Here is a 22,090-nt window from a genome sequence, read left to right on the forward strand (position 1 = left end):
CCTCAAGAACCGCGCCTACCTGCGTCGACGGGGTATCCGCTGCACCATCCCGGACAAGGCCGACCAGGCCCGCAACCGCAAGAAGCGCGGCTCCCGCGGCGGCCGGCCGCCGAAGTTCGACCCGGTCGATTACCGCGAGCGCCACGCAGTCGAGTGCGGAATCAATCGCCTCAAGAGGCACCGCGCCGTGGCCACGAGATACGACAAGCTGGCGGTCCGCTACGAGGCGGCCGTTCTTATCGCAGCCATCAACGAGTGGCTGTGATCGAAGTATTGGGAGTACACACTGGGCGCTACGATGCGGGCCATGGAGTGTTTTGACGCCCGGCGTACACGTCGCTGAGGAGCCCGTCTCACCGCCGATTCTGTGGCAGGGGGCGGGCTGAACGATGTCCGTGTTCCGCCCCGGGTATCAAGCCCTCGGCCTGAGAGGCACACTTCCGTGCTCATCCGCGCATTCACCCAGCACGACCTGGCACCACTCACCGAACTGACCATCGACACGTTCCGGCCGTTCTATGAGGAATCCCTTCCGCCCCTGATGGGCGAGGCCGTCTTCGCTGTTCAGCACGGCAGCTGGCGCGACGACTACCGCAAACAGGTCGCCGAGCTCCACTCTCCCAAACGGCACTCGCACGTCGCCATCGCCGAAGTGGAAGGCACCATCGCGGGTTACGTGGCGTGGAACGTCGTCCCGGACCGCAAGAAGGGTGAGGTCAAGATCCTCGCCGTCTCGGCCCAGCACCGACGTCACCATGTGGGCACGGCACTGTGCGAGCACGCCTTCGACCAGATGCGGGCCTTCGGAGCCGAGGTCGTCGAGATCGGCACCGGAGGAGACCAGTTCCACGCTCCGGCTCGAGCCCTCTACGAGTCGCTCGACTGCACTCCCCACCCACGCACCGTCTACTTCCGCCAACTCTGACACCTCCCGGGCGGACGCCCTCGGGCGCCCGCCCGGTCGGCAGTCATCTACAGGTCCACTTCCGGAACAGGCCCTAGGGCCCTCAGGTGCCCGAGCGTGGTCGCGGTCAGTTCCTGGGCCGCGAGCAGGAGCGGAGTGATCTTGTGAAGTGCGTCGGTGCCCGGGGTGTAGGAGAGGTCGCGCACGCGGTCGTGGAGTTCTTCGAATCTCCGGGTCAGGGAGCGGAGTTGGTCTGGCTGTTCGTTCAGGTCGAGCGGGGGCATGGGGCTCCGGGAGGGGGTCAGCGGCCTCGGGTGGCCGTCTGCGTGCGGGGTGCGGGCCCGGGCGAGGGGCCCGCCGTGGTGGCTGGAGGCAGGACGAGGACGGCGGCCAGGACCGTGACGCCGGTAGAGGTGAGGTGCACGCGGTCCTGCGGCGGTCCCACGATGTATGCGGGCGCAGCGGGCTTGGCCTTGCGCGCGATGAGGTCCTTGGCTTCCAGGGACCGCAGCGTGCTGATCAGGACGTGTGTCGTGCGGTGGTGGACGTACTGCCGGTCAGCGGAGCCGGTGACCACGACGTGGCCGCGGGCGATCTCGTGCAGAGCCGTGTGCTGCGCGGCCGAGAGCGGTTCATCGGGCCGTGGGGCGTTGCTCCAGCGCCTTCGCCGTATCTCACCGGCAACGCGCGTCGCACTGTCCAGGACGGTTTCGGGGGCCAGAGCAGTCAGCTCGCGTGCCAGTTGAGGGCCATGGTCGGCGGAGGCGGTGCACAGGTAGGCGAGCTGCTTGAGCCGGACGACGGCGTCAGCCAACTCGGCGCCTGCATACAGCCGTTCGTTGTGAACGGCCTTGATGGCGGTGAGGGTCTCGGTGGCCAGGTCCTGTGCGGCGGTGACATGCGCTCCCGGTTCGGGCTTGGCGCGGTCGGCGAGCAGGAGGTCGAGCCGGTCGTTGTGCTCGGTGTAGTGGGCGGCGAGGGAGAGCAGGCGCTCGACGGGTGTCGGCGGCGGGGGTACCTCGAACAGCAGGGCGTCATGTGTGCGGGCGGCGTTGGGGGGGGCGCGTGCGGAGGACTGGGCCGGTGCGACGGCGGGCGTCGGCGACTGCGTTGACGGAGTGCGCGGAGCGGAGGCGTTCGAATCGAGGACCGCGGTCACGTCCGCGATGTGCCGGGTACAGGCGAGAGCCTGCTGGGTCGTCGCGGAGTGGGTGATGGCCCGCAGAGTGACCTCGGGTTCGCTGTTGCCGCATTCGAGGCAACAGCGGTGGCGGGGGCCCCAGTCGTCGGGGACTGCGTGGATCTGTGGCATAGGCGGTTTCAGGTGCGCTGGCGGCCGGTGCGGCGAGGTGGAGGGACGCCGCGCGCAGCACAAGGGGCGAAGGGAAGGTGACTTCTACGCGGCGGTGCCGAAGTCGGACTGCTTGGGGGCGGCCTTGGCGACGGCCCGCTCGGTGATGCCCTTCGACGCGCGGGCGGAGGCGGCGGACAGCTCGTCGGCGCCGGGCTCGAGATACCAGGGGCGCAGGTCGAGCATCGCGGCGCGCATGCCGGTGGCGAAGCACAGGGCAGTGCCCTTGGGCAGGGCGCGGATGGCGTCGGCGGCCAGGATGCGCTCCTGGCGCATCGACACCGAGGTGCTCTTGCCGGATTCCGAGTGTGAGGTGGAGGTGGTCTCGACGTCGTGGTCGCCGATCAGTCGGGAGAGCTTGTCGGCGAAGTCGGGCTCGTCGATGCCGGATCCGATGACCTTGATCGTGGAGGCGGACCACATGGCGTCCATGCCTGCGTCCCCCCACACCTTCTGGCCCTGGCGGTAGGACTGCAGGATCGTGATCGGGATGATCCCGCGGCTGCCGAGGTGGGAGTACAGGTCCGGAAGATCGCTGATCTTGCACACGTTCGCGGCCTCATCCAGGATCGCGAGCATGGGCGGGTCCAGACGTCCGCCGGCGCGCTCGGCCTGGGCGGTCGCGGCCCACATCACCGAGTCCGCGCACGCGGCGATTAGTGCGCTGGCTCCACCGCCGCCGTCCTTGGAGAGCAGGTACAGGGTGTCGGTCGAGGTGACGAACGCCTCCGGCCGGAACTCCTTAACGTCCTTCTGCGGGGTCACCCACGCGGCGATCTCTGAGTTCAGCAGCGCGGCGGCGTACTGCCGGGCGGTCCCGTAGATGCCGTCACGGGTCTCCGGCGGCCCTTCGACGGTGCCCTTGAGCTGGGCGGCGACCGCGGTGAAGCCGTGGTCGCGCAGGATGTCCAGCGGCGTGCGGTCGGCGGGGAAGGCCAGCCACTGCATCACGTCGGTGATGGGGCGCTCGTCGAGGGCCGCGGCCAGGAACAGCTGGCTCAAGATGTTGCTGCCGGCCTTCGACCAGAAGTCGCACTGCTGGGAGGCGTCGACCGAGGCGGCGAGGAAGTGCCCGGCGAGCCTGCCTGCCCCGTCGAGGGTCTTGGCGGTGGCCAGGGGGTTCCACCACATCTCGCGCTTGGCGTGCGCGATCTGCTGCGGGTCCATCGACCAGGTCCGGCCGACGGCCGCCCGCACGTCGAGCGTGGCGGTAAAGGCATCGCCCGCCGCCTTGTTGGAGGTCAGCAGGACCGGGCCGGGCGCGTTGAGGATGGAGGGGATCGCCAGGGAGGTGGTCTTGCCGGAGCGCGGCGCCATGATCGCCACGGCGACGTCCTCGTACCCCATGCGCACCTCGTACTTCGTGCCCTGGAGGTTGCCCAGGAGGATGCCGGTGTCGTTGGCGTCGATGTGCTTGGCGTCTTTGAGGCTCGGGCGCAGCGAGCGGGCTTTGGAGGTGATCGCCTTGGACAGCAGCGGCTCGATGTCGGTGCGTTTGGCCATGCCGTCGATGCGCTTCTTGCGCCCGCCGCTGGTGCCCTTGTGCCGCTTGTAGAGCACGGCGGCGGTGATACCGAGGGCGAGCAGCACGGCGCTGGGCAGGATGCGGGTGCCGATCAGGAGGGACGTTTCCCCCAGCTCCGGCCAGAGCTGCTCGGGGTGCAGGAGGGCTTGAACGGGCTGGTAGGGGGCGCCGGACCCGGAGTCGGTGGCCCAGGCGGTGAGCTGCCCGCCGAGCCAGGCGAGATTGGACAGGGGGACAGCGACGGCGAGGACCCCAAGAAGGATCTTGAAGGCGATTTCCGTGGCGTCGGTGGACTGGTTGGAGGGGGGCTGGGGCAAGAAAGCGGATCCAGAGGGGAGTGCGGGTGTCGGTCAGCGGGCCCGGCGCTGCTTGGGCACGTGCGGTCCCGGGGGCGGCGTGGCCGGTGACGGCGGGGTGTTGCGCTGGGCCAGGGCGGTGACGCGGTGCTCCAGGGCGAAGGCGACACTCTCGGCGCTCACCCGGCCGGTGGTGGTGCGGCAGAGGGCGGTCGCCAGGTGCGGGACGCGGTGCGGTTCGCGGACCACAGGCGTCTCGTCGGTCAGCGCGCCGAAGAGCGCGGCGACCAGCTGGATCGGGGTGTCGCCGTCCAGGTAGGCGCGCCAGAGCGTGGGGAGGCGGTGGACGGAAGTGTCGACGGTCTCGACGAGCCAGCCGGCGGTGCGGACACCTTCGTGGACGGTGCGGTCGACGCGGGCCAGGCCGTCGGGGGAGCTCATGCCTTCGGGCGAGGTCAGACCGTCGTGGTGGCGGGGAGCGTGCCAGCCCGCCACGCGCAGCGTCTCGTACGGGTCGCCCGACGCCGTCGGCGGTGTGGCGGGGTCGGTGAGGGCGTCGGTGACCGCGGCGATGACCTCGACCGGTGTGTGGGCGTCGAAGGTGACCGACCAGGCCCGCTGGTCACCGTGGTGTGCGTGACGCAGGGTCCACCATGGTTCGGCCGGGTCCGGATCCGGGTGATACACAGCTGGGCGAGCTGGTCCGGGCTGGTCAGGATGACCCGGGGCACGAGCGGGTCCTGGGCGGTGCTCCAGCGGCAGGCGCGGTGGAGCGGGACGGTGACCCAGGCCGGATCGCCGGGGCCGGCGAGGTAGCGGGGCGCGACCAGCGCGATGTCGATGTCGTGCGGCACGCCGGTCACCTCCGGGCCACAGCGGACGGCGCCGCGGCCCGCGGCCCGCGGCGCCGGACGGGCATGCGCCTGGGCTGAGGTCAGGGCCGGTGAGCGTGGCGGGAGGTCCTGGACGGCGGCCTGGATTTCCAGGAGAACTTGGCCGTGGCTGGCCCAGTCGTCGAGGTAGGACCAGGCTTCCTCGTTGCGCTCGGCGAGGGCATCGTCGTACGCGAAGCTGCCCGGCCGGGCAGTCGGGGGCAGCGCGTCACGGGCTTCGAGCCATTCCCGCTGCAGTGCGCTGAGCTGCTTAAGGGCGTAGTCGAGGACGCCGAGTTGCCAGGGCCAGCGGGACTGGATGTGCGCGGGGTTGAGCTGCTGTATCTGTACCTCGGCGGTGGCCAGCAGGTCCTTGGCGAAGGACCGTACGCGGTCGAAGGACCGCCAGGTGTCCGCGTCGCGTTTGACGGCATGACGGCTGTGCTCGGCGTCGTCGAGGGGCCAGCCGTCGAGGTCGCTGTGCTCCTCGCGCCAGGCGTCGAAGTCAGCGAGGATCTGCTCGCTCTCGCGCAGGAAGGCGGCGAGCTGCTGCAGACGCTCGCGGTGGATCACATCGGGGGCGTGGGCAGTTGGGGACAAGAGCGCTCTCAGACGAAGGATGGAACAAGGGGGGGGTGAGCCGGGCGGGGTGCCGCCCGGCTCGTTCAGCGGGTCCGGCATGAGGCGGGAGCGGCCGGTGCGGCGCGGGGCGCCGGTGGGCCCGTGGTGAGTGAGGCCGTGCGGCGGGCCTTGCGCGCGGCGGCACGCATCGCCTTGAGCCGCACCTCGTGCGCCTCGGCGAGCTGCTCGCCCTGCGGGCCGCGCTGCTCCTGGGTGACCAGGTGGGAGTGCGGCACGTCGTACATCCCGCGCTGCACGGGCACGGTGTCGGCCAGGGCAGCGGTAAATGCGGCGATCAGGTGGGGCGGCATCTGCTCGTCGAGGTAGGCGTGCCAGATTTGGCGAAAGCCACCCCCGCCGCCTGGCACGGCAGCCTGGGCCCGCCAGTGGAAGTTCTCACCCGGCTCGACGGCCCACCGCTCCAGGCTGAGGATGCCGTCGGAATGGCGGGCAATCTCGTTGCCGTGTTCGTCGCGCTCATAGGACCAGCCCGCCGCGGTGAGGGGTGACCAGATCGGCGGCGTCTGCTCGGGCGCGGGCTGGATCAGCGCGTCGGTGAGGTGGGAGAGAATCTCCACGGGGGTGTGCGCGCCGAACTCGGTGTACCAGCGCCGACCTCTTCTTCCTGGCCGCGGATGCGCCACCATGCCCCGGAGGGCTCGGCGTCGGGTTCGAGCACCACGGTGTGCCGGTAGTCGAGGCTGACCAGCAGGACGTGGGGGAAGTCGGGGTCGGAGCGGTTCGCCCAGCCTGCGGCCCGCAGCGCCTGGGTGATGTGCCGCGGGTCGCCGCGTCCGGCCAGGTGACGGGGCTCGGTCTCGAACCAGATGGTGTCGTGCGGGGAATTGGCGCGGGTGGGGAGGTAGGGGTCGGGCGTCACTTCGGGGCGCCGGTGTGCCTACGGAGCCGCTGGACGTCCCAGTGGAGCACGTGCCAGTCCGTGACCTCCGGGGCGGCCTCGCGGAACGCTTCCATGACCAGGCGGGTCTCGTCGGGCACGGGGAACGCGGCCTGCTGGCCGATGAGGTGCTCGGTGCAGCGCAGGGCATCGCCGAGCAGGATCGGGACGCCGTCGTCCTCGTCGAGCAGCGGCGCGAGCAGCGGCAGTACGTCGTCGAGCTGGGGATGCGTACGCAGGTAGGCGGCGAGGTCGGCGAGGGTGCTCGTGGCCTGACGGACCTGGTCGAGGGTGAGGGCATCGGATGCGTGGTGGGGCAAGGCGTGAGCTTTCAGTACGAGGCGAGGGGGGCAGCCGGTCAGCGGCGGGCGCGGGAGCCTGCCTGGGCGTACGGGCCGGCCGTGGGCGTCTGGCGGCGGGGCCGGGTGGAGGCCCAGGAGTTGCGGGCCCAGGTGGCCGCGCGGGCGGCTCGGACACGAGCCTGCTGCCAGGCGGACAGCTCGTCGGGCCGCACGGACACCGAGGTGGTGCGGATACGGGTGGAGGGCGGTACGTGCCCGCGCGGGCGCATGACCTGCTGCGGGTCAGCCAGCGCGGTGCTGAACGCCTGGACGAGGTGCACCGGCGTGGAAGCGGTGAAGGAGGCGTCCCAGATCCGGCCGTGCTCATTGCGGGCCCCGGCCCACCACAGCGCCTCGCCGGGATTGGACTGGTGGAACTGCATCCAGGCGCCGCCGTCGGGGCTCATCGCGGTGAAGTGCTGCCCCTGCTCGGTTTTCCAGCGCTGCTCCTGCAGCGGCGCCCAGACGTTGGGGGCGTGCGCGGAGCGGGGGCGGGTGAGCGCGTCGGTGAATCCGGCGACGATCTCGACGGGTACCTGGCGGGTGAAGGTCGCATGCCAGGCTTCCTGGCCGGGGGCGGCCTTTCCGGAGATCGTCCAGCCGCCGGGCTGGGTGAAGGGGTCGTATCCGATGCGCACGGACTTGTCCGGGCTGTCGAAGACCAGTGGCCCGCCGGTCTTGGACTTGTCGTTCCAGCCGGAGGCGCGCAGGAACTCGCTGACGAAGCGAATGTCGCCGCCGCCGGCGAGGTAGCGGGGCTGGACCAGGTAGTGCTGTTCGGCTTGTTGGGCGCCGGGGGCCCAGCCGGTCCACTGCTGCTGTTTCACCGGCTCCTCCTGACGACCATGGCGGAGGCGACGGGCTGGGGCGGCAGAGTGCTTGCCGTGGTGGGCGGTGTCCCGAGCTGCTTGATGGCGTCGGCGTGCTCGTCAAGGTCCATGCCGACGCTGTGCAGTTCGTGGGAGGCCCGGCCCATGGCGAGCCAGACCTCGGGCGGGAGCATCCCGCGGTGGGCCTGGTTCTGGGCGAACCGGGATCCGGTGCCGACCAGATCGGTGACCCGGGTCAGGACGCCCTCCTGGGTGTCGAGGACTTGGGCGAGGATTTCGGCCGCTTGGCACGGGGTGGCCTGGTCGAGGTGGTCGTCCAGGGTCTTGATGAGGCTGGCGATGTCCTCGGCGAGGCGTACGGGATAGGACGACAGGTCGGTCATGGGCCTCCTGGGGGCGAAGAAACGGGGCGGTCAACTGCGTCGGCCGAGGCGGTGGGCTTCGCTGAGGACGGCCTCTGGCCGGGCGGAGCCAGAGGGATGGACCATTCGCAGCTGCCGACAGCGACGGCGCGCAGGTAGGGACGGAACAGGGCAGCTGCCAGGCGCGGGTTTCGGCTGGCGGTGATGGGTGGGGGCGTGCGGTCGGGCGCGGGGATGTGTGGCGTCTCTCGGGTGGCGGGGGCCGGCCTCCGTGGCGGGAGCTGGCCGGGGCTGGTTATAGGGAGCGCGGGAGCGGTGGCTGCCTGCGTCAGGTGGTGTCACCGGTGGCGACGGTTGTGCGGCGGCGCGGGCGGCCTGGTCGGCGGTGCCGCCGAAGACGGTGTCGATGGCGAGGCGGTACCCGGCGCCGGTAAGCAGGGGGATGGCACGGTCGGCCATCTGTTTCATGGTCATCTCGCCTCAGTGCTCGGGGACTTGGTGCCAGGCGTCGGCTTCCTCGGGCATGCAGTGCCGGTCGATGCCGAGGCCATCGAGCAGTTCGAGGAGGTGTTCGGGGGCGCTGGTGCGGCTGTCGACGTAGATGGTGCCGTCGCGGTGGTAGACCAGTACGTCGACGTCGTACTCGTCGGCGAGCGTCATGGGTGAGGCTCCGGGGTGTTGAGGTTCACCGCCGGGCGGCTGGAGCGGTGCGGCTGGGGGCCTTGAGCGCGGGCCGGGTTCCGGCCGGGGGCGCGGCGGCCGGGTGGCGGTGGCTGCGGACGTCGGCGACCGCTTCCTGGTAGGCCACGGGGTCGAAGAGATCGTCGGGGATGTTGACCACGTATCCGGCCAGCAGGAGAGAAGGCAAGGCACGGGTGGCGACCTTCTTCTTCTCCTGCTCGCTGAGGTGGCTGGGGACTTCGTGCCAGACGTAGACGGGGCCGGCCGTGACCTCGGTTTTGCGTTCCAGCCCGAGGGCGTCGAGCAGGGCTAGGAGCTGCTCGGGTGCACCAGTGGGGGTGTCGGCGTGGATCGTGTCGGTCAGGGGATTGCGGTAGATCTCGACGTCACTGCCTTCGGCGTCGGCTCTGTTGCCCACGGGCGGGCTCCTCCGATCTTCTGGGGGGCTATCCCGCCGGGCAGGCGACTTGGCCGTGGTGGTTGCCGAGGCGGTGGTTAGCGCGGGTGCACTGGTGCGCGCGCCCTGGCGCTGCTGCTCGACGGGCATGGTGTGCGGCTGGCGCCGCTGGTAGGGGCTGCGGGGCCCGGGCGGCGAGGATGAAGCTGCCGACGGTCTGCAGGATTCCCTTGGCGCGTTCGTCACCGCCGACCGCGCCGACCAACTGCGTCTTCGGATCCCGCGGGGTGGTCACGTAGTCGAGGACGACGAACGGCGGCTCGTCGTCCGTCGACCTGTTCACCGAGTCCGCGCCGCAGGGACGGCTGGGGTCGGGGCCGCAACCGGGGCGGTGTCCAGGGCGGGCTTGGCCTGCGGGAGTCGCACGCTGATGCCGATGCCGAGCTGGACGAGCTGAGCTGCTGCCCGCTGGATGGCCTGGGCCTGGGCTGCGGTGTCCTCGCCTGGCAGCACGAAGTGGTCATGGTCCTTGTCGTAGACACAGCCGTTGTCGGTGAGGATCTGGGCGGCATCGGCCCGGTCGGGCTTGGTGACGTGGAAGTCCCGGCCGCTCAACGTGATCACCACGAGTTCCGGGGGCAGCACCGGGGCGAGGCGGGCGGCGTTGTCGCGGACTTGGGCGAGGGCCTTGTCGTAGCGGGGCAGGAGGGTGGTCGTGATGTCCGCGGCGGCCTGGGCCGGGTCGTCGGGGACGGTGATGCCGTCGGGCTCGCGCACGGTACGGAAGGCTTCCGCAGGGATGTCGGCCGGGGCGATGGCGCCGACGAGGAACTCCTCGCCGCTGCGGGGGCGCGGGATGACGTACAGGCGGGTGCCGTCGTCGCGGGTGAGGACCGCGTCCTGGTCCAGGACGTGCTCGGCGATGGCGTGGGCGACCAGGTTCATGTCCCAGAGGTGTTCGGCGCGGGCGAACTGGTCGGGGTACTGCGCATGGGTGTGGTGCTCGCTGGTCCAGTTGCCGGGGAGCTCGTCGGCGAGGGCGATGGCGAAGGACGCGAGATCAGGGGTGGGGTCGTGCATGGGTTCCTCGGGATGGGGGTCAGCGCCGTCGCCCGGCAGGGGCCGGGGCAGTGGGCGGCGGGCTGGATGCGGTGGTGGGAAGGTGCGGGGGCGGGCAGCCGCAGACGGCGGAGACTTCGCGCTCGTTCGGGCGACTTCGGCACTGCATACGCTGCGTTGTGGGTGAGGCTCGTGCCGGTCGGCGAGGTCGGCGAGGTCGGCGCGGACGGCGGCCAGGTCGGCTCGGATGCCGTCCAGGTGGCCTTCGGAGAGGTGGCGCAGCCGCCCGGTGGTAGCGATGTCAGATGGTCCGCCAAGGCTCAGATGGAACTCGATGGTTGCCGCGAGGACATCGTCGAGGGCAGCCAGGGCGCCGTCGTGGGCGGCGGTGAGTTCGGTCAGGGCATCCGCGACCTCCTCGGTGGTGGTCGCCTGGCGGATGCGTTCGGCCTGGTGGGCGACGGAAGCACCGAGGGGGAGGTAGTGGGCCTCGCGCCGTTCGGTCTCGAACGCCGCGTCGCAGGCGACGTGGTACTGGACGGTGCGCAGTCGTGCCACGGCCCGGGTGGTGAGACGTTTCTCCTCGGCTTCGTCGAGACCGGTGGGCAGCCGGTGGTAGTGCTCGTGCACGCGGGCGACGGGGATGAAGCCGGTGCGCTCCAAGATGCTGTGCGCTTCCGGGTCGCCGCCGCGGGCGAGGACTTCGCCTGAGTGCGCGTCGCGTTGCAGGGTCAGGTAACGGTCGGCAATGGCCAAGGTCACTGCTCTCTCGGAGTGTTCAGCGGGAACGGCGCTCGGGCGCTGGGTGCGGTGCGGCAGGCATGCGGGTGGGCCGGGCGGCGCGCTCGTTGGCTCCGGGCAGATCCACGGCGGCGGCCTTCAAGTCCTGCTGGACGCCGTACAGGCGCCGGGCGATCAACTCCAGCCGGTGCCCCGCTGCGGGACCGTAGGAGTGGGGCAGCTCCTCCAGCCGGTAGGCGGCCTGCTCGACCAGGCCACGCACCGAGGCGATCGGCCCATGGGTCTCGTCGGTGAGCTGACGCATCAGCGTGGCGAGCTGCGCGGCCACCGCGGGCGGGGACTGTTCTGTCACCGGCTGTGGCAGGGAGGGGCGTTGGCCCGGGAAATGCGGGGTCAGCGGGCGCCCGCCACGAGGCTGGGCGGGGACAAGGCCCAGGTCGACTTCGATCAGGCGGCACTCGTTGCGGAGAGCCTCGTGCACGGGCCACGGCTGTCGAGCTCGGATGCCGTCTTCGCGGATGGGGTTGGCGATCACATCGAGTCGGCCGGGGCGGGCCTGCAGGGCGGCCCAGCGGCACGCGTGTTCCTCTGCGGCGGGTGCGAAGCCGGTGACGCGGGTCAGCCGCTCGGCGATCTCCGCCCACTCCGGCGGGCTCAGTTCCCGGTCAGCGGGGTGCAGGCGGACCGCCATGTGGAAGATCTCGGGAGCGTTGGCGTTCGGCCCGGCCGCGTAGGGGTGGAGGAACTGCGGTGCGAGGAGGTACTCCTCCCAGTCGGCGAACATCCACTCCTTGGGGCCGCCCTCGGCGCTGCTGGAGTCCACAGGCGCGCTGGCCACCACGAGATCACCCAGAACGTCCTGTTCGGCGATCGGACGGCCCAGGGCGGCGGAGACCGAGATGGAGGGGAAGAACTGCGACTCGCAGATGAGCGGGATCATCGGCCGCCCCGGGCATCGGCGATGTGCACGAGCTGGTTCAGCGAGGTGGTGGAGTACCAGCCGCAGTCGATCACGCTGCCCGCGTCGGCGAACTTCGGGATCAGGTAGTCCTCCAGGGCGCGCAGGTAGATGAGGCAGTCAGGGCAGCGCCGCGAGAGGTGGACCAGATAGTGGGGGTGGGCGGTGACGAAGGTCTGCTGTCCACCGTTGGGGTCGCGCAGCCGCCAGCCGTCCTCGTCGGTGGGCGTGTGCCAGGACGGGGCCACCACCGTCATGGCATCCCCCCACAGCTCCCCGCCAGCCACGCCCTTGAGAACGACGACTTGGTCACCGGGCCGGAAGTGGCCATGGGCCATGTCCCTGTTGGGCGTGAGGATGTCGTCGGGAACGTATGGCGGGCGGGCGGCTTGGGGCACAACAGGGTCCTTCCCACGAACGGCACGGGCGGCGGTGGAAGGACAATGGTCCGGAGGATCCCCGGTTTCGCTAACCGGGAATCGTCGGGTATACGGCATCCTCGCGCCCGCCACGCCCAACTAGCGGAAGGGGTTCTCCGTGCCACGATCGGCCTCCGTGGCGGCATCGAGAAGCTCAGGAAGATCAGTGCCTTCAGCGTCCCGCTGGTCGATCCACCACCCGGCGCGGGTGATCGTGCGGACCTTCTCTTCGAGCGTGGCCCAGTCCGCCTCGTCCCAGATGCCTTCGCTGACCAGCGCGGCGTAGGTGGCAGTGACCAGCTGGTGGCGGGAACGTTCGCCCCAGTTCAGGACCTTCTCGGGACCTTCGAGCGGCGGCATATCGAAATGGGCGGCCCAGTCGGCGGCGGCCTGCTGTTCGGCGGCGCGCTTGGCGGCGAGCCACTCCTCCTTGCTGACGCTGTAGTTGTCGCGGGCAGCCTTCCAGCAGTCGGTGCTTATCTGCACTTCACTCGAATGGATGCGTAGGGGAAATGAGGCGCAGAGGGTGCTCCCTTTGGCTGTGTCACTCTGTGGGATGTCGTTTCGAGGTGACTTCGGGAGCCACTCACAGCTTTTGCCCATGATCAATTTCAATGGGAATTGATGTCACTTGGGTCGCTGCGGCAGCCCGTCAGGGCTGTCGCAGCGGGAGTGGTGACGCGCGGGTGTTCACCGACCGGGGCCGCCCGCCTGGTCATGATGGGTGCCGGTAAGAACTGCGTCACCGGCTGCAAACAGCAGCGTTTGTCGCGTACTCCGTCAGGAGCCCTTCAGCTCGCCGTGAGGGGCGAGTGCCTTCCAAAAGGCGTAGTGGTGGTCGGCCGCGAAGTCGGTGCGACCGATGCGGCCGGACGCGAGCCGCTGCACGTAGGGGCCGCGGTTAGTGGACCGCTTCCACATGGGCAGGCCATGTCCGTTCACCTGTCCGGTGGACGCGAACCGGCTCCAGTAGGCGACCACCGTGTCCGATAGTCCGGCCTGTGTGGCATCGAGCGGTTCGAACAGGTCGTTATCGAAGAGATAGGCCAGGTCGATCATGTGGCCGGTGCCGAGCGGGAAACTCGTCGGCCGCGGCACGTTCTTGAAGTACGGGGCCTCGGCCTCGGCGAAGTCATAGGCGTAGAGGGGGGTGTGGCGGGCCAGCGCACGCTGGGTGTCGAGTGCCACGGTCGACCACTCCGAGTCGGTCAGCACGGCCGACAGCGCCGCTCCGGGTGCCGGGTAGTCCGCGGCCGGATACTCGGCCAGGACGGCGGAGGCGTCCTTTCCGAACTGCTCGGTGACCTTCTCGGTGTAGCCTTCGGCGGTCAGCGGCTGCCCTGTCATGATCTCGTCGAGCCCGGCCAGTGCGCTCATCTCGTCGTGAGTGGAGCCGTGCAGTACCGGCACCCGGGCGAACCGCCCCGCGGCGATCGCACGTGCCGGGGCCTCGGGCAGCACCTTGCCGTCCACCACGGGTCGATACCCGTCGTGCCCGGAGACGGATGCCTCGATGAGCTCGGCGCTGGACCTGCCCCGCAGGCAGGAGCCGGCGGTGCGTGGATCGTCGCAGCCCGCGGCCTCAGCGACGGCGAGCCCGTTGGCCTCCGCCTGCTCGCGGGTGAACGAACCGTCCGGTCCGACGCAGCCCGCGCTCTGCACGATTGCCTTGCTGAAGAGCCCGCGGGCTCCGGGCGAGACGAGCTGGGCGCAGACGCTGTAGCCACCGCCCGACTGCCCCATGATCGTGACGTTGCGGGGGTCGCCGCCGAAGGCGCCGGCGTTGCGGTTGACCCATTTCAGCGCGGCCTGCTGGTCAAGAAGACCGAGGTTGGCCGGTGCGCGCAGACCGGGCGCGGTGAGGAAGCCGAACGCGCCGAGCCGGTAGTTGATCGTCACGACCATCGCGCCTTGCCGCGCGGCGGCCAGCCTGGCCGCGCGGTAGGTGGCGCCGTCGCCGTAGGTGAAGCTGCCGCCGTGAATCCAGACGATGACCGGCAGACGCCCCGTCGTCCGCCCGGTCGGAGTCGTGACGTTCAGGTAGAGGCAGTCCTCCCCGCCGCCCTCGATCGAGATGGGCTGGTCGGTCGGCTGCGCGCAGGCGCTCTTCGGCGCCCGGGCGTTCAGCGGCGATGACCAGGGGCGCACCGGCTGCGGCTCCTTCCACCGGCGTTCTCCGGTCGGCGGGGCCGCGTAGGGGATGCCCTGGAACGTGCGCACCGCCCCGGCGGCCGTGCCCTGCACCGGGCCCTCGGCGGTCGTCACCCGGGTGGGGACGACTTGGGCGCCGGGGTCCGCGGAGGCGAGGCCGCCCGTGATCACCGTGACAGCGAGCGTCGCGGAGACGGTGGCCGCAGCAAGGGCTGCGACGCGGGACTTCCTGGTGTTCATCCGGGCTCCAAGGATCGGCGTGATCTTCGATGTCCGAAACGGTAGCCAGGATTTGGGCAAATGCGCAAGACGTTTGCCTAAGTCGATCGTCTGAGGCGTTCGCCTGGTGCAAACGTGCCGATCGTTGCTAGGGTCTGCGTCATGGGAAATCGGGAGAAGCTGCTGGAGGCCGCCAGGCAGTGCCTCTTCGCGAAGGGCTACGAGCGCACGACGGTCCGCGACCTAGCCTCCGCGGCGGGCGTCAGCATGGCGGCGATCGGCTATCACTTCGGCTCGAAGGAGGCGCTGCTCAACCAGGCGCTCTTCGAGGCACTCGACTCGGGAGACCAGCTCTTCGGACCGTCGGCGGGCGACACCGACCTCGGCGCACTATGGCGCGTGCTGATCGAGGCGTTCTCTGCCAACAAGACCTTCTGGACCGCCAATCTGGAGACCGTCCTGCGCGCGCAGCGCGATCCGGAACTGCGTGAGCAGGTGGCCGCCGGGCTGCGGCAGGGGCGCAGCGGCATGGCACGAGAGGTCACCGGAACCGTAGAGACCGAGCTCTCCGAAGAAGCGATCCGTACCATCGGCTCGGTGCAGCTCGCCCTCGTCAGTGGCCTGATGATGCAGCATCTCACCGACCCCGAGTCCGCTCCCACCGCCGACGAGGTGCTTGCGGGCTTGCGGGCGCTGGCCGCCTACCTGCCCGAGAAGGCGTGAGACTCAGGCCCTCGACCGAAGGCAACACGACCACCACGGCGCCACCCGCCCCATGACCACGGTGGGCAGTTGCTCGACTGACAGAATTTCGCCTGCAGAATCCCGTCGATCAGAGGCTTGAGGGAGCGGTTCGTAGGGTGGGGATCCCGAGGTCGACGGTGGGGCGTTGGGGCCGACGGTGGGTGTCGTCGCGTTTGGCGCGGAGGAGTTGGAGGGTTAGGTCGAGCCCTTCGATCTCCCCGGCCCAGCCCTCGGCTTGGGCACGTGCTCGGCGGGTGATGAGGTCAGCTTCGAGGTCGTCAAGTCGGCTGATCATCTGCGGGCTGACCTGGAGCATGGGGCACCGGATGCAGGCCTGGACTGCCGCTTCTTCATCACCACCGGCGACTTCCTCGAACAGCACAGACGCCAACGGGACGAGACCCGCAAGCTCATCGGAGATGCCGAGGAGGCCGGACTCTCGCGCATCGTCGAGAAGAACACCCGCACGCTCGGCAAGCTCGACACCATCATTGATGCCCTCGAACAGGCCGGGCCTGAGCAGATCGTGGCCGGCGGGAAGGTGACCGATCTCGATGTCACCGGCTGACAATGCCCATTTCCTCGTCGAAGCGTCGAAGAACCGCAGCAGGCAGACACGCGAGCGCGCCGAAGAAGCCATCCGAACGGCAGCCCGCCGCAACGAACGGCCCACCGTCGTCGGCATCGCGAACGCGGCTGGTGTTTCCAGATCCTGGCTATACACGCAGACCGACCTCATCACCGCGATCAACCAGCTCCAGCAGCGCGTCCGGGCCCCCCACGGCAGCCCTCGGCACGCGGCCAGCGACGCCTCCCTGCAACGCAGGCTGGAGACCGTGCTCGAACGCAACCGGCAACTCCGCGACCAGGTCGCTGACCTCACCCGGAAACTGGAGACCGCCCACGGCGAAATCCGCCGTCTCCGCGTCCTGGGCCCTCCACCAATACCTGCCGTTCTCGGCCCTTCCCCCCGCGTCTATCGTTCCGGTGTGAACGACACGACCTACGAGCGACTCACCTGGGAAATGACTGGGTGGGATGCCGACGAACGCCCAGCTCACGTCACCGAACTCAGCCGGGAAGAGATCCTGCGCATCCGCGACCTCTTCGACCGCCGCCTGCCCCCGGCAGGGACAGACGAGTGGCTTGCCTGCGTGGCATACAAAGTGCCCCATGACCTGCAAGTTCAGGTGCTGGCCGCCATCCCCCGGCTGGAGTTCAAGCCAGAGCTGGACTACTTCGTTGAGGGGGCTGTCCGATCCGATTAGGTGGCCCAACGGTTGTTCGCTATTGCGGGCGTTGCACTCGTCGAGGCGATCCGGCAGGGGCTTCGACACAGGATCTGGTCCGGGCATACGGCGGCTTCCACCGCGCGAGGAGGACATGTCCATCTGGCAATGAGCCTGTTCAGCGGCCTGATCCGCGCCAGAGATCGACATAACTTCAAAGAGCAGGACGCCGTTGCACAGCAGGCTCCAGCCCTGCTCCGGGTGGCTCGTCAAGGCGAGAGCGGCTTCCCGGTCGGGGGACTCGGCGCTCGGGCATGGCGGCTTGTGCTGGCACATCGTATGGCCTATCTGGGTCAGATCGGATCGGGGAGCGTGCACGGGTGCGGCAGAAAGATGGGGGTGGCCGACCGCCGCCTCGCACCCCAGAAGGGCGGCGGCCGGGGCATCTCCCGCAGGTCCTACGGGAGCGCCGCTTCCTCCCCGCGGTGGTCTCGGGCCGCTCCCGCACGGGGGCACGGTGGGCCAGCGAGACCGGGAGGAAGCCCAGTCTGGGAAGTCAGGTGCGTACGGTGCGCGGCGCCGTCTTCAACAGGCCGTACTGGAGAGCCCGGGTCACGAGGTGCGGCCGGGTACGAGCACGGAGGATCTGCATCAGCTGCCGGATGTCTCTGTTGCTGTGAACCGGCGCCCTGTTCGTCTCGATCGCGATCCGCGTCCCTTTCATCCCTCGCGCGACCAACGGAATCAGCTCCCGGAGCTGATCCGGTACGTAAATCGTGTGGATTTCGGAGGCCGGCGGGGTCAGCAGCCCCTGGCTGTAGGAGCAGTCGACGAGTCTTACCTGCCCCTTCGCCCCCACCTTTTTCGCCGCCCAGGTGATGTGGTGTCGGACCGTACGCACCTCACGGTTCAGACGATGCGCGATCTCGTGGTCGGTCAGGCCCTCGGCGAGGCCCTGCACCACCTGCTTCTCGCGGCGGGTGTACGAGGCGGTCGTGGTGTCAGCGGACACGTCAGTCCTCTCTTCAGATACCGGGTTGAGGGCCACTCGATGAGCCGGGCGCGAAGTCTCCGGCTCACCGAGCGGCGGTCTGTGGTGGCCGCGCGCTGTCACAGGTCTTCCAGATTGACGACCGTGAAGGCTCGCAAGGTGCGCACGAGCTGGGCGGCCACCATCCAGTCCAGGTCGGCATGGCCGTAGGGAACCGGGGCGCCGTCGCACGCCATGACCTGGATAGTGCGGTCAGTGGTGTACCGGTGAGGTGTGCCGACGACGCCGTACAGGGGTGCGCTCTGCGCCAGCAGCGCGACGCCGTGCTTGGCCAGATGAGGGCACCTTTTCGGCGCCATGCGCACGTGCTTGCGGCAGAACGGCGGCTGGGTGGTGCGGACCGAGATGCTGGGGTCGGGCAAACCTTCCTCGGTGCTGTGGAGGAACAAGATCCCCTCGTCCGTCCTGGCCGGTTCGCGGCAGAACTGGCACAACAGCTGCGACATCGTCTCGCGCTGCCGGGCCGGGTGGATCATCTTCCAGCGCGGCGCGCCAGTCAGCACCCCGTGCTCGTCGAGTGACTGCGAGACCCGCGCCCACAAGACGCCCTGCACGTCTCGGTCCCTCCACCTTTCGTCCGCGTAGCTGATGCGGCTGCCCCCGGCACTGCTGAAGGAGGCGCATAAGGCGGGGAAGGACTCGTCCACCTCGCCCTCGCGGGCCGTGATGTAGGGGATCTGCGCCCGCGCCCGCGTGGTACCGCCGCCGCTGCTGCTTCTGCCGTGCGGTCCAGCCGGTGCGGGACTGCTTACCTCCCGACGGGGAGTGGGCCGCCGGAGCTGTCGAAAGGCCGTGCCCCGTCGCAGAGCGAAACGCAGCCGCGGACGTAGTCCCCATGGGCGGCCCCTGCCAGCTTCGTGGTCGGCCGCGTCGAAGTCGGTGCTGGAGGGCTTGTACACAGACATCGTGCTCTTCCTCTCGGACGTGCTCAGACAATGGGCCGCTCGGGCGGGAACACCGAGCAGGAGACGGGGGGCTCAGTCGGCACGCGGGTGAGCCGGGCCGCCGTGTACTGCTTGATGGCGGCTTCGCTGTAGCCGTAGAAGCGCCCCACGTCGTCATCGTCGGCGTCCGGCCAAAGCGTCGGTGGCATCTCGCCCCACTCGACGACGTAGTTCTCGTCGGGGCAGGTAGACCGCCGCATCCGCAGGTGCGGGTAGCCGGGCCGACCTTGCAGCGCGTCACGTACGGCCAGCGCGAAGTCAGGGCAGGGCACGGGGTAGTACCCGCCGCGGCGGGTGCCTCCGACTCGGGCCGCGAGCAGCGGCATGCGCATCATGCGCACCGCCCAGCTCTCCCTCAGCAGATCCGGCTCTGCGATCCGCTGCGCGTAGTACTCAAAGTCGTACGCCTCCCACGGAGACATCAGGACAACAGCCACAGGCGGGTGTTTGCAGGTCGTGGGGGAATCCATCATTCGGTGTCCTGGAGGGTCGTGATCAGCTCATCCAGCAGGTCGTGGACCGTGTAGCCCAAGCGCCGGGCGAGGCCCAGAGCTGGCCGGTAGCCCGCGGGCGTCTCCGCCTCGTACAGCGGCGTGCCTTGCTCGATGACCGCTTCCAGTTCGTCGGAAGGCGGGAACTTCGGATCAGCCACCGCAATGTCGCGTAACCGTCTGAAGTGTTCGCGCAGACGACCGATAAGCGCGGTCAGATCCTTAGCGGGTGGCGGTTGCGGGCTCTCCAGCGCGAGGTCCAGGTCCTCGAAGATGCCCGCGACCACGAGCGGCTGCCATGCCTTTGCCTTGGCCAGGATGTCTGCCAGGGCGGCGGCGTCATGTTTCGGTACCCATCGCGGGACGGTTCTGGGCGCGGCCATCACGACTGCCTCGCCGGAATCGTGAAAGTGCACCAGGTCGCCTTGCCGTCGGGGCGCAGCCCCCAGTCGCTGGAGAAGGTCTCGACGAGGAGCATTCCGCGGCCGTGCTCTTCCTCCGCAGACGGCCTGCGTACGTACGGCGTACTGACCGAGCCGTCGGTCACCACGACCCCGACCTTGTCCGTGGCGATGATCAGGCGGAACCCAAGGACGTTGCCGTACCGCAGCGCGTTGGTGCACAGCTCGCTGACTACGAGTGTTGCGTCGTCGATGAGGGCGGTAGGTACTCCCCAATAGGTCATCTTGGCCACGGTGATCCGGCGAAAGCGTCCGACCCATTCCTCCTCATGCGGGGGTACGGGGGCGCCCGGTTCCCGGGGTGCCAACTGGATGGTGAAGCTCTCCTCGTCGAGCACACGCTTAGCGTCCAGTGGCAGGTAGCCGTCGAGAAGGTCCGTCACGGTGCTCATCAGTTTCCGCCCTCGGGGATTTCCACTGTCGGCAACGGGCTGGGCACCCACGGGGTGAGGGGGCGCCTCCTTGTGCGCCGGTATCCACGGCTTCTGCGGCATCGGCTTCGTACCTGCAGCAGCGGCTGGAATGGGGCTCATCGGGGGTCTCCCGGGTGGGCGGTGGGGAGAAGCGTGGGGGCCTTCTGCGCCGTCACGCAATGCAGGGCAGGCCGTCCCGCCAGTCACTCGGCGTGTCCGGTCGGTGACCAGCGAACACCTGCCGGGGAAGGCTTGGGAATGACTTTGCGATGACGTTGACCCCTCAGTAACTATGATTGGGGTGCCGCCGGAGCGGGCGCTCCTGCCATGCTGGGCCGCATGGTGACTCTCGATGGCAAGCCCGTGTCTGCCGACGACTTGCTCGCCCTGGCGCTCACGAACACAGGCCACTTCACGTCCATGCGCGTCTCTGCGGACGGCAGCATCCGCGGCCTGACGTTGCACATGGAACGCCTCGTGCGGGACTGCAGGATCGTGTGGGGCGCGGAGCTGGACCCTGAACGCGTCCGCGGCTACGTCCGCCAGGGCCTGGAGGGACAGAGCCGTCCCTGCGTCGTCCGCGTCACTATCTATGACCCGAAGGTCGGGATGGGCCGCCCCGCGGACGCCGAGGACCCCCATGTCCTGGTGTCCGTGCGCAGCGCCGGGACCCTTCCCCCCCGAACCGCTGCGGGCCCAAAGCGTGGTGTACGAGCGAGACTTGCCCGAGGTGAAGCACGTCGGCCTCTTCGGGGCCCTGCACGCCCGCGGTGCGGCCCAACGAGCAGGCTTCGGCGACGCCCTTTTCGTCGGCAAGGATGGACTCGTATCCGAGGGCGGCACCTGGAACGTCGCCTTCGTCGACCAGGAGGGCACCGTCGTGTGGCCAGACGCCCCCGTCCTGCCCGGGGTCACCATGGCCCTGCTCCAACAGCACGCCGAACACCGCATCGCCACCGTCACCCTGGAACAGGCGAAGGGCATGGCCGCGGCCTTTGCCACGAACACCAGCATCGGCGTCCGCCCGCTGTCCGCGATCGACGACGTCGAATTCCCCGTCTACCACCCCGTCTTGAGACAGCTCCAGGAGGCGTACCTGTCCATCCCCGGCGAGACCCTGTAGCGCACCGTGGCGGGGGTGACCATGTGGACCGGCCGCGAGGCCGGACTGCTGCGCAAGGCCATGCGTAAGACGGGTAAGGCGTTTGCCGACCTCGTTGGCGTGAACCCCCGCCAGATCCCACGGTGGGAAGGCCGGGGGGAGACCGTCGAACTCGGACTCGACAACCAGGCGGCCCTGGACACGCTCCTTGCCCAGGCCGACCCTCTCGTGCAGCAGCGGTTCGCCGCGCTCCTCACCGAACGTGCCGCCGCCGAGCACGACGAGGGCGCCGAGGAATTGCTGCGCAACGACCCGCACACCCGCAGGCACCCCATCGACGGGAAGGTCATGACCCTCGTTGAGGAAGGGATCTACCTGTCCGGCCCCGACAACCGTTCGGTGTGGCTGGACGCCTACCTCATCGACGTCTACCCGACGACCAACGGGGACTACGCGACCTTCGTGCGTGCCACCGGACACCGTCCGCCCCAGCACTGGCCCGGAGGGAACCGCCCCGTCACGCTGGCCACTCACCCGGTGGTGTGGGTGAGCTGGCACGACGCCGCCGCCTACGCCCGCTGGGCCGGTAAGGCGCTGCCCACCGCCCGGCAGTGGGAGAAAGCCGCCCGCGGGCCCCGTGGACGCATCTACCCGTGGGGCAACGAACCGACTGCCGCGAAGGCGAACGTCGCCGAAGCCGGCATCGACGCGACCACGCCTGTCGCCCGTTACCAGTCCGGCGTCTCCCCGTTCGGTGTCTTCGACATGTGCGGCAACGTCTGGGAGTGGTGCTCCACCGAGGAAACAGCGGGGAACAGCCGGTACGAGCTGAAAGGCTCGGCCTTCACCAGCCCGTTCGAGCGCTGCACACCCTCGCTGCGGAACGCCGCCAACGCGAGCATGAAGGACAACGACACCGGGTTCCGCTGTATCGCCGCTGCGTAGTGCGGAATGGGTGTGCTCGTCGCCCACGGGCAGCGTGCCCAAGGGACGAGGCGCTGTGCTCGTGTTGGCCGGTATCCACGACTCC

General features: G+C 69.5%; 29 protein-coding genes and 3 pseudogenes. 8 read left to right on the forward strand and 24 right to left on the reverse strand.

Annotation, left to right across the window (positions count from 1 at the left end; genetic code table 11):
• Together ACWDVB_RS27860 and ACWDVB_RS27865 are read left to right on the forward strand one after the other, a co-directional pair.
• Positions 1–265 (forward strand): transposase (locus tag ACWDVB_RS27860; protein WP_451516154.1); only part of this gene is annotated, 265 nt, incomplete at its 5' end.
• A 177-nt stretch (positions 266–442) separates the two neighbouring features.
• Positions 443–925 (forward strand): GNAT family N-acetyltransferase, encoded by a 483-nt coding sequence (locus ACWDVB_RS27865; protein ID WP_451516153.1) that lies wholly within the window; start codon positions 443–445, stop codon positions 923–925.
• Positions 926–972: 47 nt separating this feature from the next.
• Here the strand turns inward: ACWDVB_RS27865 and ACWDVB_RS27870 are convergent, their stop codons facing one another.
• The 5 genes and pseudogenes from ACWDVB_RS27870 to ACWDVB_RS27890 form a co-directional block, all read right to left on the reverse strand.
• The gene (locus ACWDVB_RS27870) at positions 973–1,188 is read right to left on the reverse strand and encodes a hypothetical protein (RefSeq protein WP_451516152.1); all 216 of its coding nucleotides are present in this window, start codon (positions 1,186–1,188) and stop codon (positions 973–975) included.
• Between the two features lie 17 nt (positions 1,189–1,205).
• Positions 1,206–2,216 (reverse strand): hypothetical protein, encoded by a 1,011-nt coding sequence (locus tag ACWDVB_RS27875; protein ID WP_451516151.1) that lies wholly within the window; start codon positions 2,214–2,216, stop codon positions 1,206–1,208.
• 84 nt (positions 2,217–2,300) lie between these two features.
• Positions 2,301–4,097: a type IV secretory system conjugative DNA transfer family protein gene (locus ACWDVB_RS27880; RefSeq protein ID WP_451516150.1), complete on the reverse strand. Its 1,797-nt coding sequence runs from the start codon at positions 4,095–4,097 to the stop codon at positions 2,301–2,303.
• A 33-nt stretch (positions 4,098–4,130) separates the two neighbouring features.
• Positions 4,131–4,517 carry a DUF317 domain-containing protein gene (locus ACWDVB_RS27885; protein ID WP_451516165.1) on the reverse strand — a complete coding sequence of 129 codons (387 nt, stop codon included), beginning with the start codon at positions 4,515–4,517 and terminating at the stop codon, positions 4,131–4,133.
• Between the two features lie 156 nt (positions 4,518–4,673).
• Positions 4,674–4,763 (reverse strand): annotated as a pseudogene (locus ACWDVB_RS27890) (hypothetical protein); the annotation flags it as partial.
• 311 nt (positions 4,764–5,074) lie between these two features.
• Here ACWDVB_RS27890 and ACWDVB_RS27895 point away from each other — a divergent pair.
• Positions 5,075–5,587: a hypothetical protein gene (locus ACWDVB_RS27895; RefSeq protein WP_451516149.1), complete on the forward strand. Its 513-nt coding sequence runs from the start codon at positions 5,075–5,077 to the stop codon at positions 5,585–5,587.
• A 26-nt stretch (positions 5,588–5,613) separates the two neighbouring features.
• Here ACWDVB_RS27895 and ACWDVB_RS27900 read toward each other — a convergent pair whose 3' ends face one another.
• The 13 genes from ACWDVB_RS27900 to ACWDVB_RS27960 form a co-directional block, all read right to left on the reverse strand.
• The gene (locus ACWDVB_RS27900) at positions 5,614–6,216 is read right to left on the reverse strand and encodes a DUF317 domain-containing protein (protein ID WP_451516148.1); all 603 of its coding nucleotides are present in this window, start codon (positions 6,214–6,216) and stop codon (positions 5,614–5,616) included.
• Positions 6,114–6,449 carry a hypothetical protein gene (locus tag ACWDVB_RS27905; protein WP_451516147.1) on the reverse strand — a complete coding sequence of 112 codons (336 nt, stop codon included), beginning with the start codon at positions 6,447–6,449 and terminating at the stop codon, positions 6,114–6,116. Before ACWDVB_RS27905 ends, ACWDVB_RS27900 begins: the two co-directional genes overlap by 103 nt.
• On the reverse strand, positions 6,446–6,787 hold the full coding sequence (locus tag ACWDVB_RS27910; RefSeq protein ID WP_451516146.1) for a hypothetical protein: 342 nt from the start codon (positions 6,785–6,787) through the stop codon (positions 6,446–6,448). Before ACWDVB_RS27910 ends, ACWDVB_RS27905 begins: the two co-directional genes overlap by 4 nt.
• A gap of 38 nt (positions 6,788–6,825) precedes the next feature.
• A complete protein-coding gene (locus ACWDVB_RS27915; RefSeq protein ID WP_451516145.1) occupies positions 6,826–7,635 on the reverse strand; it encodes a DUF317 domain-containing protein in 810 nt (269 codons plus the stop codon).
• Positions 7,632–8,021: a hypothetical protein gene (locus tag ACWDVB_RS27920; protein ID WP_451516144.1), complete on the reverse strand. Its 390-nt coding sequence runs from the start codon at positions 8,019–8,021 to the stop codon at positions 7,632–7,634. The genes ACWDVB_RS27915 and ACWDVB_RS27920 overlap by 4 nt, the downstream gene beginning before the upstream one ends.
• A 459-nt stretch (positions 8,022–8,480) precedes the next feature.
• A complete protein-coding gene (locus ACWDVB_RS27925; protein ID WP_451516143.1) occupies positions 8,481–8,660 on the reverse strand; it encodes a hypothetical protein in 180 nt (59 codons plus the stop codon).
• Positions 8,661–8,685: 25 nt separating this feature from the next.
• Positions 8,686–9,099 carry a hypothetical protein gene (locus tag ACWDVB_RS27930; RefSeq protein WP_451516142.1) on the reverse strand — a complete coding sequence of 138 codons (414 nt, stop codon included), beginning with the start codon at positions 9,097–9,099 and terminating at the stop codon, positions 8,686–8,688.
• Between the two features lie 28 nt (positions 9,100–9,127).
• Entirely contained in the window at positions 9,128–9,421 is a 294-nt protein-coding gene (locus tag ACWDVB_RS27935) for a hypothetical protein (RefSeq protein ID WP_451516141.1), read from the reverse strand.
• The gene (locus ACWDVB_RS27940) at positions 9,418–10,893 is read right to left on the reverse strand and encodes a hypothetical protein (protein ID WP_451516140.1); all 1,476 of its coding nucleotides are present in this window, start codon (positions 10,891–10,893) and stop codon (positions 9,418–9,420) included. Before ACWDVB_RS27940 ends, ACWDVB_RS27935 begins: the two co-directional genes overlap by 4 nt.
• A 22-nt stretch (positions 10,894–10,915) precedes the next feature.
• Positions 10,916–11,818, reverse strand: a complete 903-nt coding sequence (locus ACWDVB_RS27945; protein WP_451516139.1) for a hypothetical protein — start codon at positions 11,816–11,818, stop codon at positions 10,916–10,918.
• Complete coding sequence (locus tag ACWDVB_RS27950) at positions 11,815–12,174, reverse strand: hypothetical protein (RefSeq protein ID WP_451516164.1); 360 nt, start codon at positions 12,172–12,174, stop codon at positions 11,815–11,817. Before ACWDVB_RS27950 ends, ACWDVB_RS27945 begins: the two co-directional genes overlap by 4 nt.
• Positions 12,175–12,354: 180 nt before the next feature.
• The gene (locus ACWDVB_RS27955) at positions 12,355–12,741 is read right to left on the reverse strand and encodes a hypothetical protein (protein WP_451516138.1); all 387 of its coding nucleotides are present in this window, start codon (positions 12,739–12,741) and stop codon (positions 12,355–12,357) included.
• A 294-nt stretch (positions 12,742–13,035) separates the two neighbouring features.
• Positions 13,036–14,646, reverse strand: coding sequence for a carboxylesterase/lipase family protein (locus ACWDVB_RS27960; RefSeq protein ID WP_451516137.1), 1,611 nt, complete (start codon positions 14,644–14,646; stop codon positions 13,036–13,038).
• Between the two features lie 141 nt (positions 14,647–14,787).
• Here ACWDVB_RS27960 and ACWDVB_RS27965 point away from each other — a divergent pair, with 141 nt between their 5' ends.
• The 3 genes from ACWDVB_RS27965 (at position 14,788) to ACWDVB_RS27975 (ending at position 16,637) form a co-directional block, all read left to right on the forward strand.
• Positions 14,788–15,348 carry a TetR/AcrR family transcriptional regulator gene (locus ACWDVB_RS27965; protein ID WP_451516136.1) on the forward strand — a complete coding sequence of 187 codons (561 nt, stop codon included), beginning with the start codon at positions 14,788–14,790 and terminating at the stop codon, positions 15,346–15,348.
• Between the two features lie 256 nt (positions 15,349–15,604).
• The gene (locus ACWDVB_RS27970; RefSeq protein ID WP_451516135.1) at positions 15,605–15,937 is read left to right on the forward strand and encodes a hypothetical protein; all 333 of its coding nucleotides are present in this window, start codon (positions 15,605–15,607) and stop codon (positions 15,935–15,937) included.
• Complete coding sequence (locus tag ACWDVB_RS27975) at positions 15,924–16,637, forward strand: DUF6262 family protein (RefSeq protein ID WP_451516134.1); 714 nt, start codon at positions 15,924–15,926, stop codon at positions 16,635–16,637. Before ACWDVB_RS27970 ends, ACWDVB_RS27975 begins: the two co-directional genes overlap by 14 nt.
• Positions 16,638–16,811: 174 nt before the next feature.
• Here the strand turns inward: ACWDVB_RS27975 and ACWDVB_RS27980 are convergent.
• The 6 genes and pseudogenes from ACWDVB_RS27980 to ACWDVB_RS28005 all read right to left on the reverse strand — a co-directional run.
• A pseudogene (locus ACWDVB_RS27980) lies at positions 16,812–16,934 on the reverse strand (DUF5999 family protein); the annotation flags it as partial.
• A gap of 220 nt (positions 16,935–17,154) precedes the next feature.
• A complete protein-coding gene (locus ACWDVB_RS27985; RefSeq protein ID WP_451516133.1) occupies positions 17,155–17,610 on the reverse strand; it encodes a LuxR C-terminal-related transcriptional regulator in 456 nt (151 codons plus the stop codon).
• Positions 17,611–17,708: 98 nt separating this feature from the next.
• The gene (locus tag ACWDVB_RS27990; protein ID WP_451516132.1) at positions 17,709–18,203 is read right to left on the reverse strand and encodes a hypothetical protein; all 495 of its coding nucleotides are present in this window, start codon (positions 18,201–18,203) and stop codon (positions 17,709–17,711) included.
• Positions 18,204–18,577: 374 nt separating this feature from the next.
• On the reverse strand, positions 18,578–19,015 hold the full coding sequence (locus tag ACWDVB_RS27995) for a DUF6302 family protein (RefSeq protein ID WP_451516131.1): 438 nt from the start codon (positions 19,013–19,015) through the stop codon (positions 18,578–18,580).
• A gap of 47 nt (positions 19,016–19,062) precedes the next feature.
• A complete protein-coding gene (locus ACWDVB_RS28000; protein ID WP_451516130.1) occupies positions 19,063–19,500 on the reverse strand; it encodes a DUF6415 family natural product biosynthesis protein in 438 nt (145 codons plus the stop codon).
• Entirely contained in the window at positions 19,467–19,937 is a 471-nt protein-coding gene (locus ACWDVB_RS28005; RefSeq protein ID WP_451516129.1) for an ATP-binding protein, read from the reverse strand. Before ACWDVB_RS28005 ends, ACWDVB_RS28000 begins: the two co-directional genes overlap by 34 nt.
• 486 nt (positions 19,938–20,423) lie before the next feature.
• On the opposite strand from ACWDVB_RS28005, the pseudogene ACWDVB_RS28010 reads away from it, so the two are divergent.
• Positions 20,424–21,081, forward strand: a pseudogene (locus ACWDVB_RS28010) (aminotransferase class IV).
• Between the two features lie 21 nt (positions 21,082–21,102).
• Positions 21,103–22,005, forward strand: coding sequence for a formylglycine-generating enzyme family protein (locus ACWDVB_RS28015; protein ID WP_451516163.1), 903 nt, complete (start codon positions 21,103–21,105; stop codon positions 22,003–22,005).
• The last annotated feature ends 85 nt before the right edge of the window (positions 22,006–22,090 follow it).

It is taken from the genome of Streptomyces sp. NPDC003379 (genome assembly GCF_053589195.1).

Coding starts and splice junctions, on each gene's coding strand:
- ACWDVB_RS27870 (WP_451516152.1), bottom strand. CDS start 1,188: ATGCCCCCGCTCGACCTGAACGAACAGCCAGACCAACTCCGCTCCCTG.
- ACWDVB_RS27875 (WP_451516151.1), bottom strand. CDS start 2,216: ATGCCACAGATCCACGCAGTCCCCGACGACTGGGGCCCCCGCCACCGC.
- ACWDVB_RS27885 (WP_451516165.1), bottom strand. CDS start 4,517: ATGAGCTCCCCCGACGGCCTGGCCCGCGTCGACCGCACCGTCCACGAA.
- ACWDVB_RS27900 (WP_451516148.1), bottom strand. CDS start 6,216: ATGGTGGCGCATCCGCGGCCAGGAAGAAGAGGTCGGCGCTGGTACACC.
- ACWDVB_RS27920 (WP_451516144.1), bottom strand. CDS start 8,021: ATGACCGACCTGTCGTCCTATCCCGTACGCCTCGCCGAGGACATCGCC.
- ACWDVB_RS27925 (WP_451516143.1), bottom strand. CDS start 8,660: ATGACGCTCGCCGACGAGTACGACGTCGACGTACTGGTCTACCACCGC.
- ACWDVB_RS27945 (WP_451516139.1), bottom strand. CDS start 11,818: ATGATCCCGCTCATCTGCGAGTCGCAGTTCTTCCCCTCCATCTCGGTC.
- ACWDVB_RS27950 (WP_451516164.1), bottom strand. CDS start 12,174: ATGGCCCATGGCCACTTCCGGCCCGGTGACCAAGTCGTCGTTCTCAAG.
- ACWDVB_RS27960 (WP_451516137.1), bottom strand. CDS start 14,646: ATGAACACCAGGAAGTCCCGCGTCGCAGCCCTTGCTGCGGCCACCGTC.
- ACWDVB_RS27965 (WP_451516136.1), top strand. CDS start 14,788: ATGGGAAATCGGGAGAAGCTGCTGGAGGCCGCCAGGCAGTGCCTCTTC.
- ACWDVB_RS27975 (WP_451516134.1), top strand. CDS start 15,924: ATGTCACCGGCTGACAATGCCCATTTCCTCGTCGAAGCGTCGAAGAAC.
- ACWDVB_RS27995 (WP_451516131.1), bottom strand. CDS start 19,015: ATGTCTCCGTGGGAGGCGTACGACTTTGAGTACTACGCGCAGCGGATC.
- ACWDVB_RS28005 (WP_451516129.1), bottom strand. CDS start 19,937: ATGAGCACCGTGACGGACCTTCTCGACGGCTACCTGCCACTGGACGCT.
- ACWDVB_RS28015 (WP_451516163.1), top strand. CDS start 21,103: ATGTGGACCGGCCGCGAGGCCGGACTGCTGCGCAAGGCCATGCGTAAG.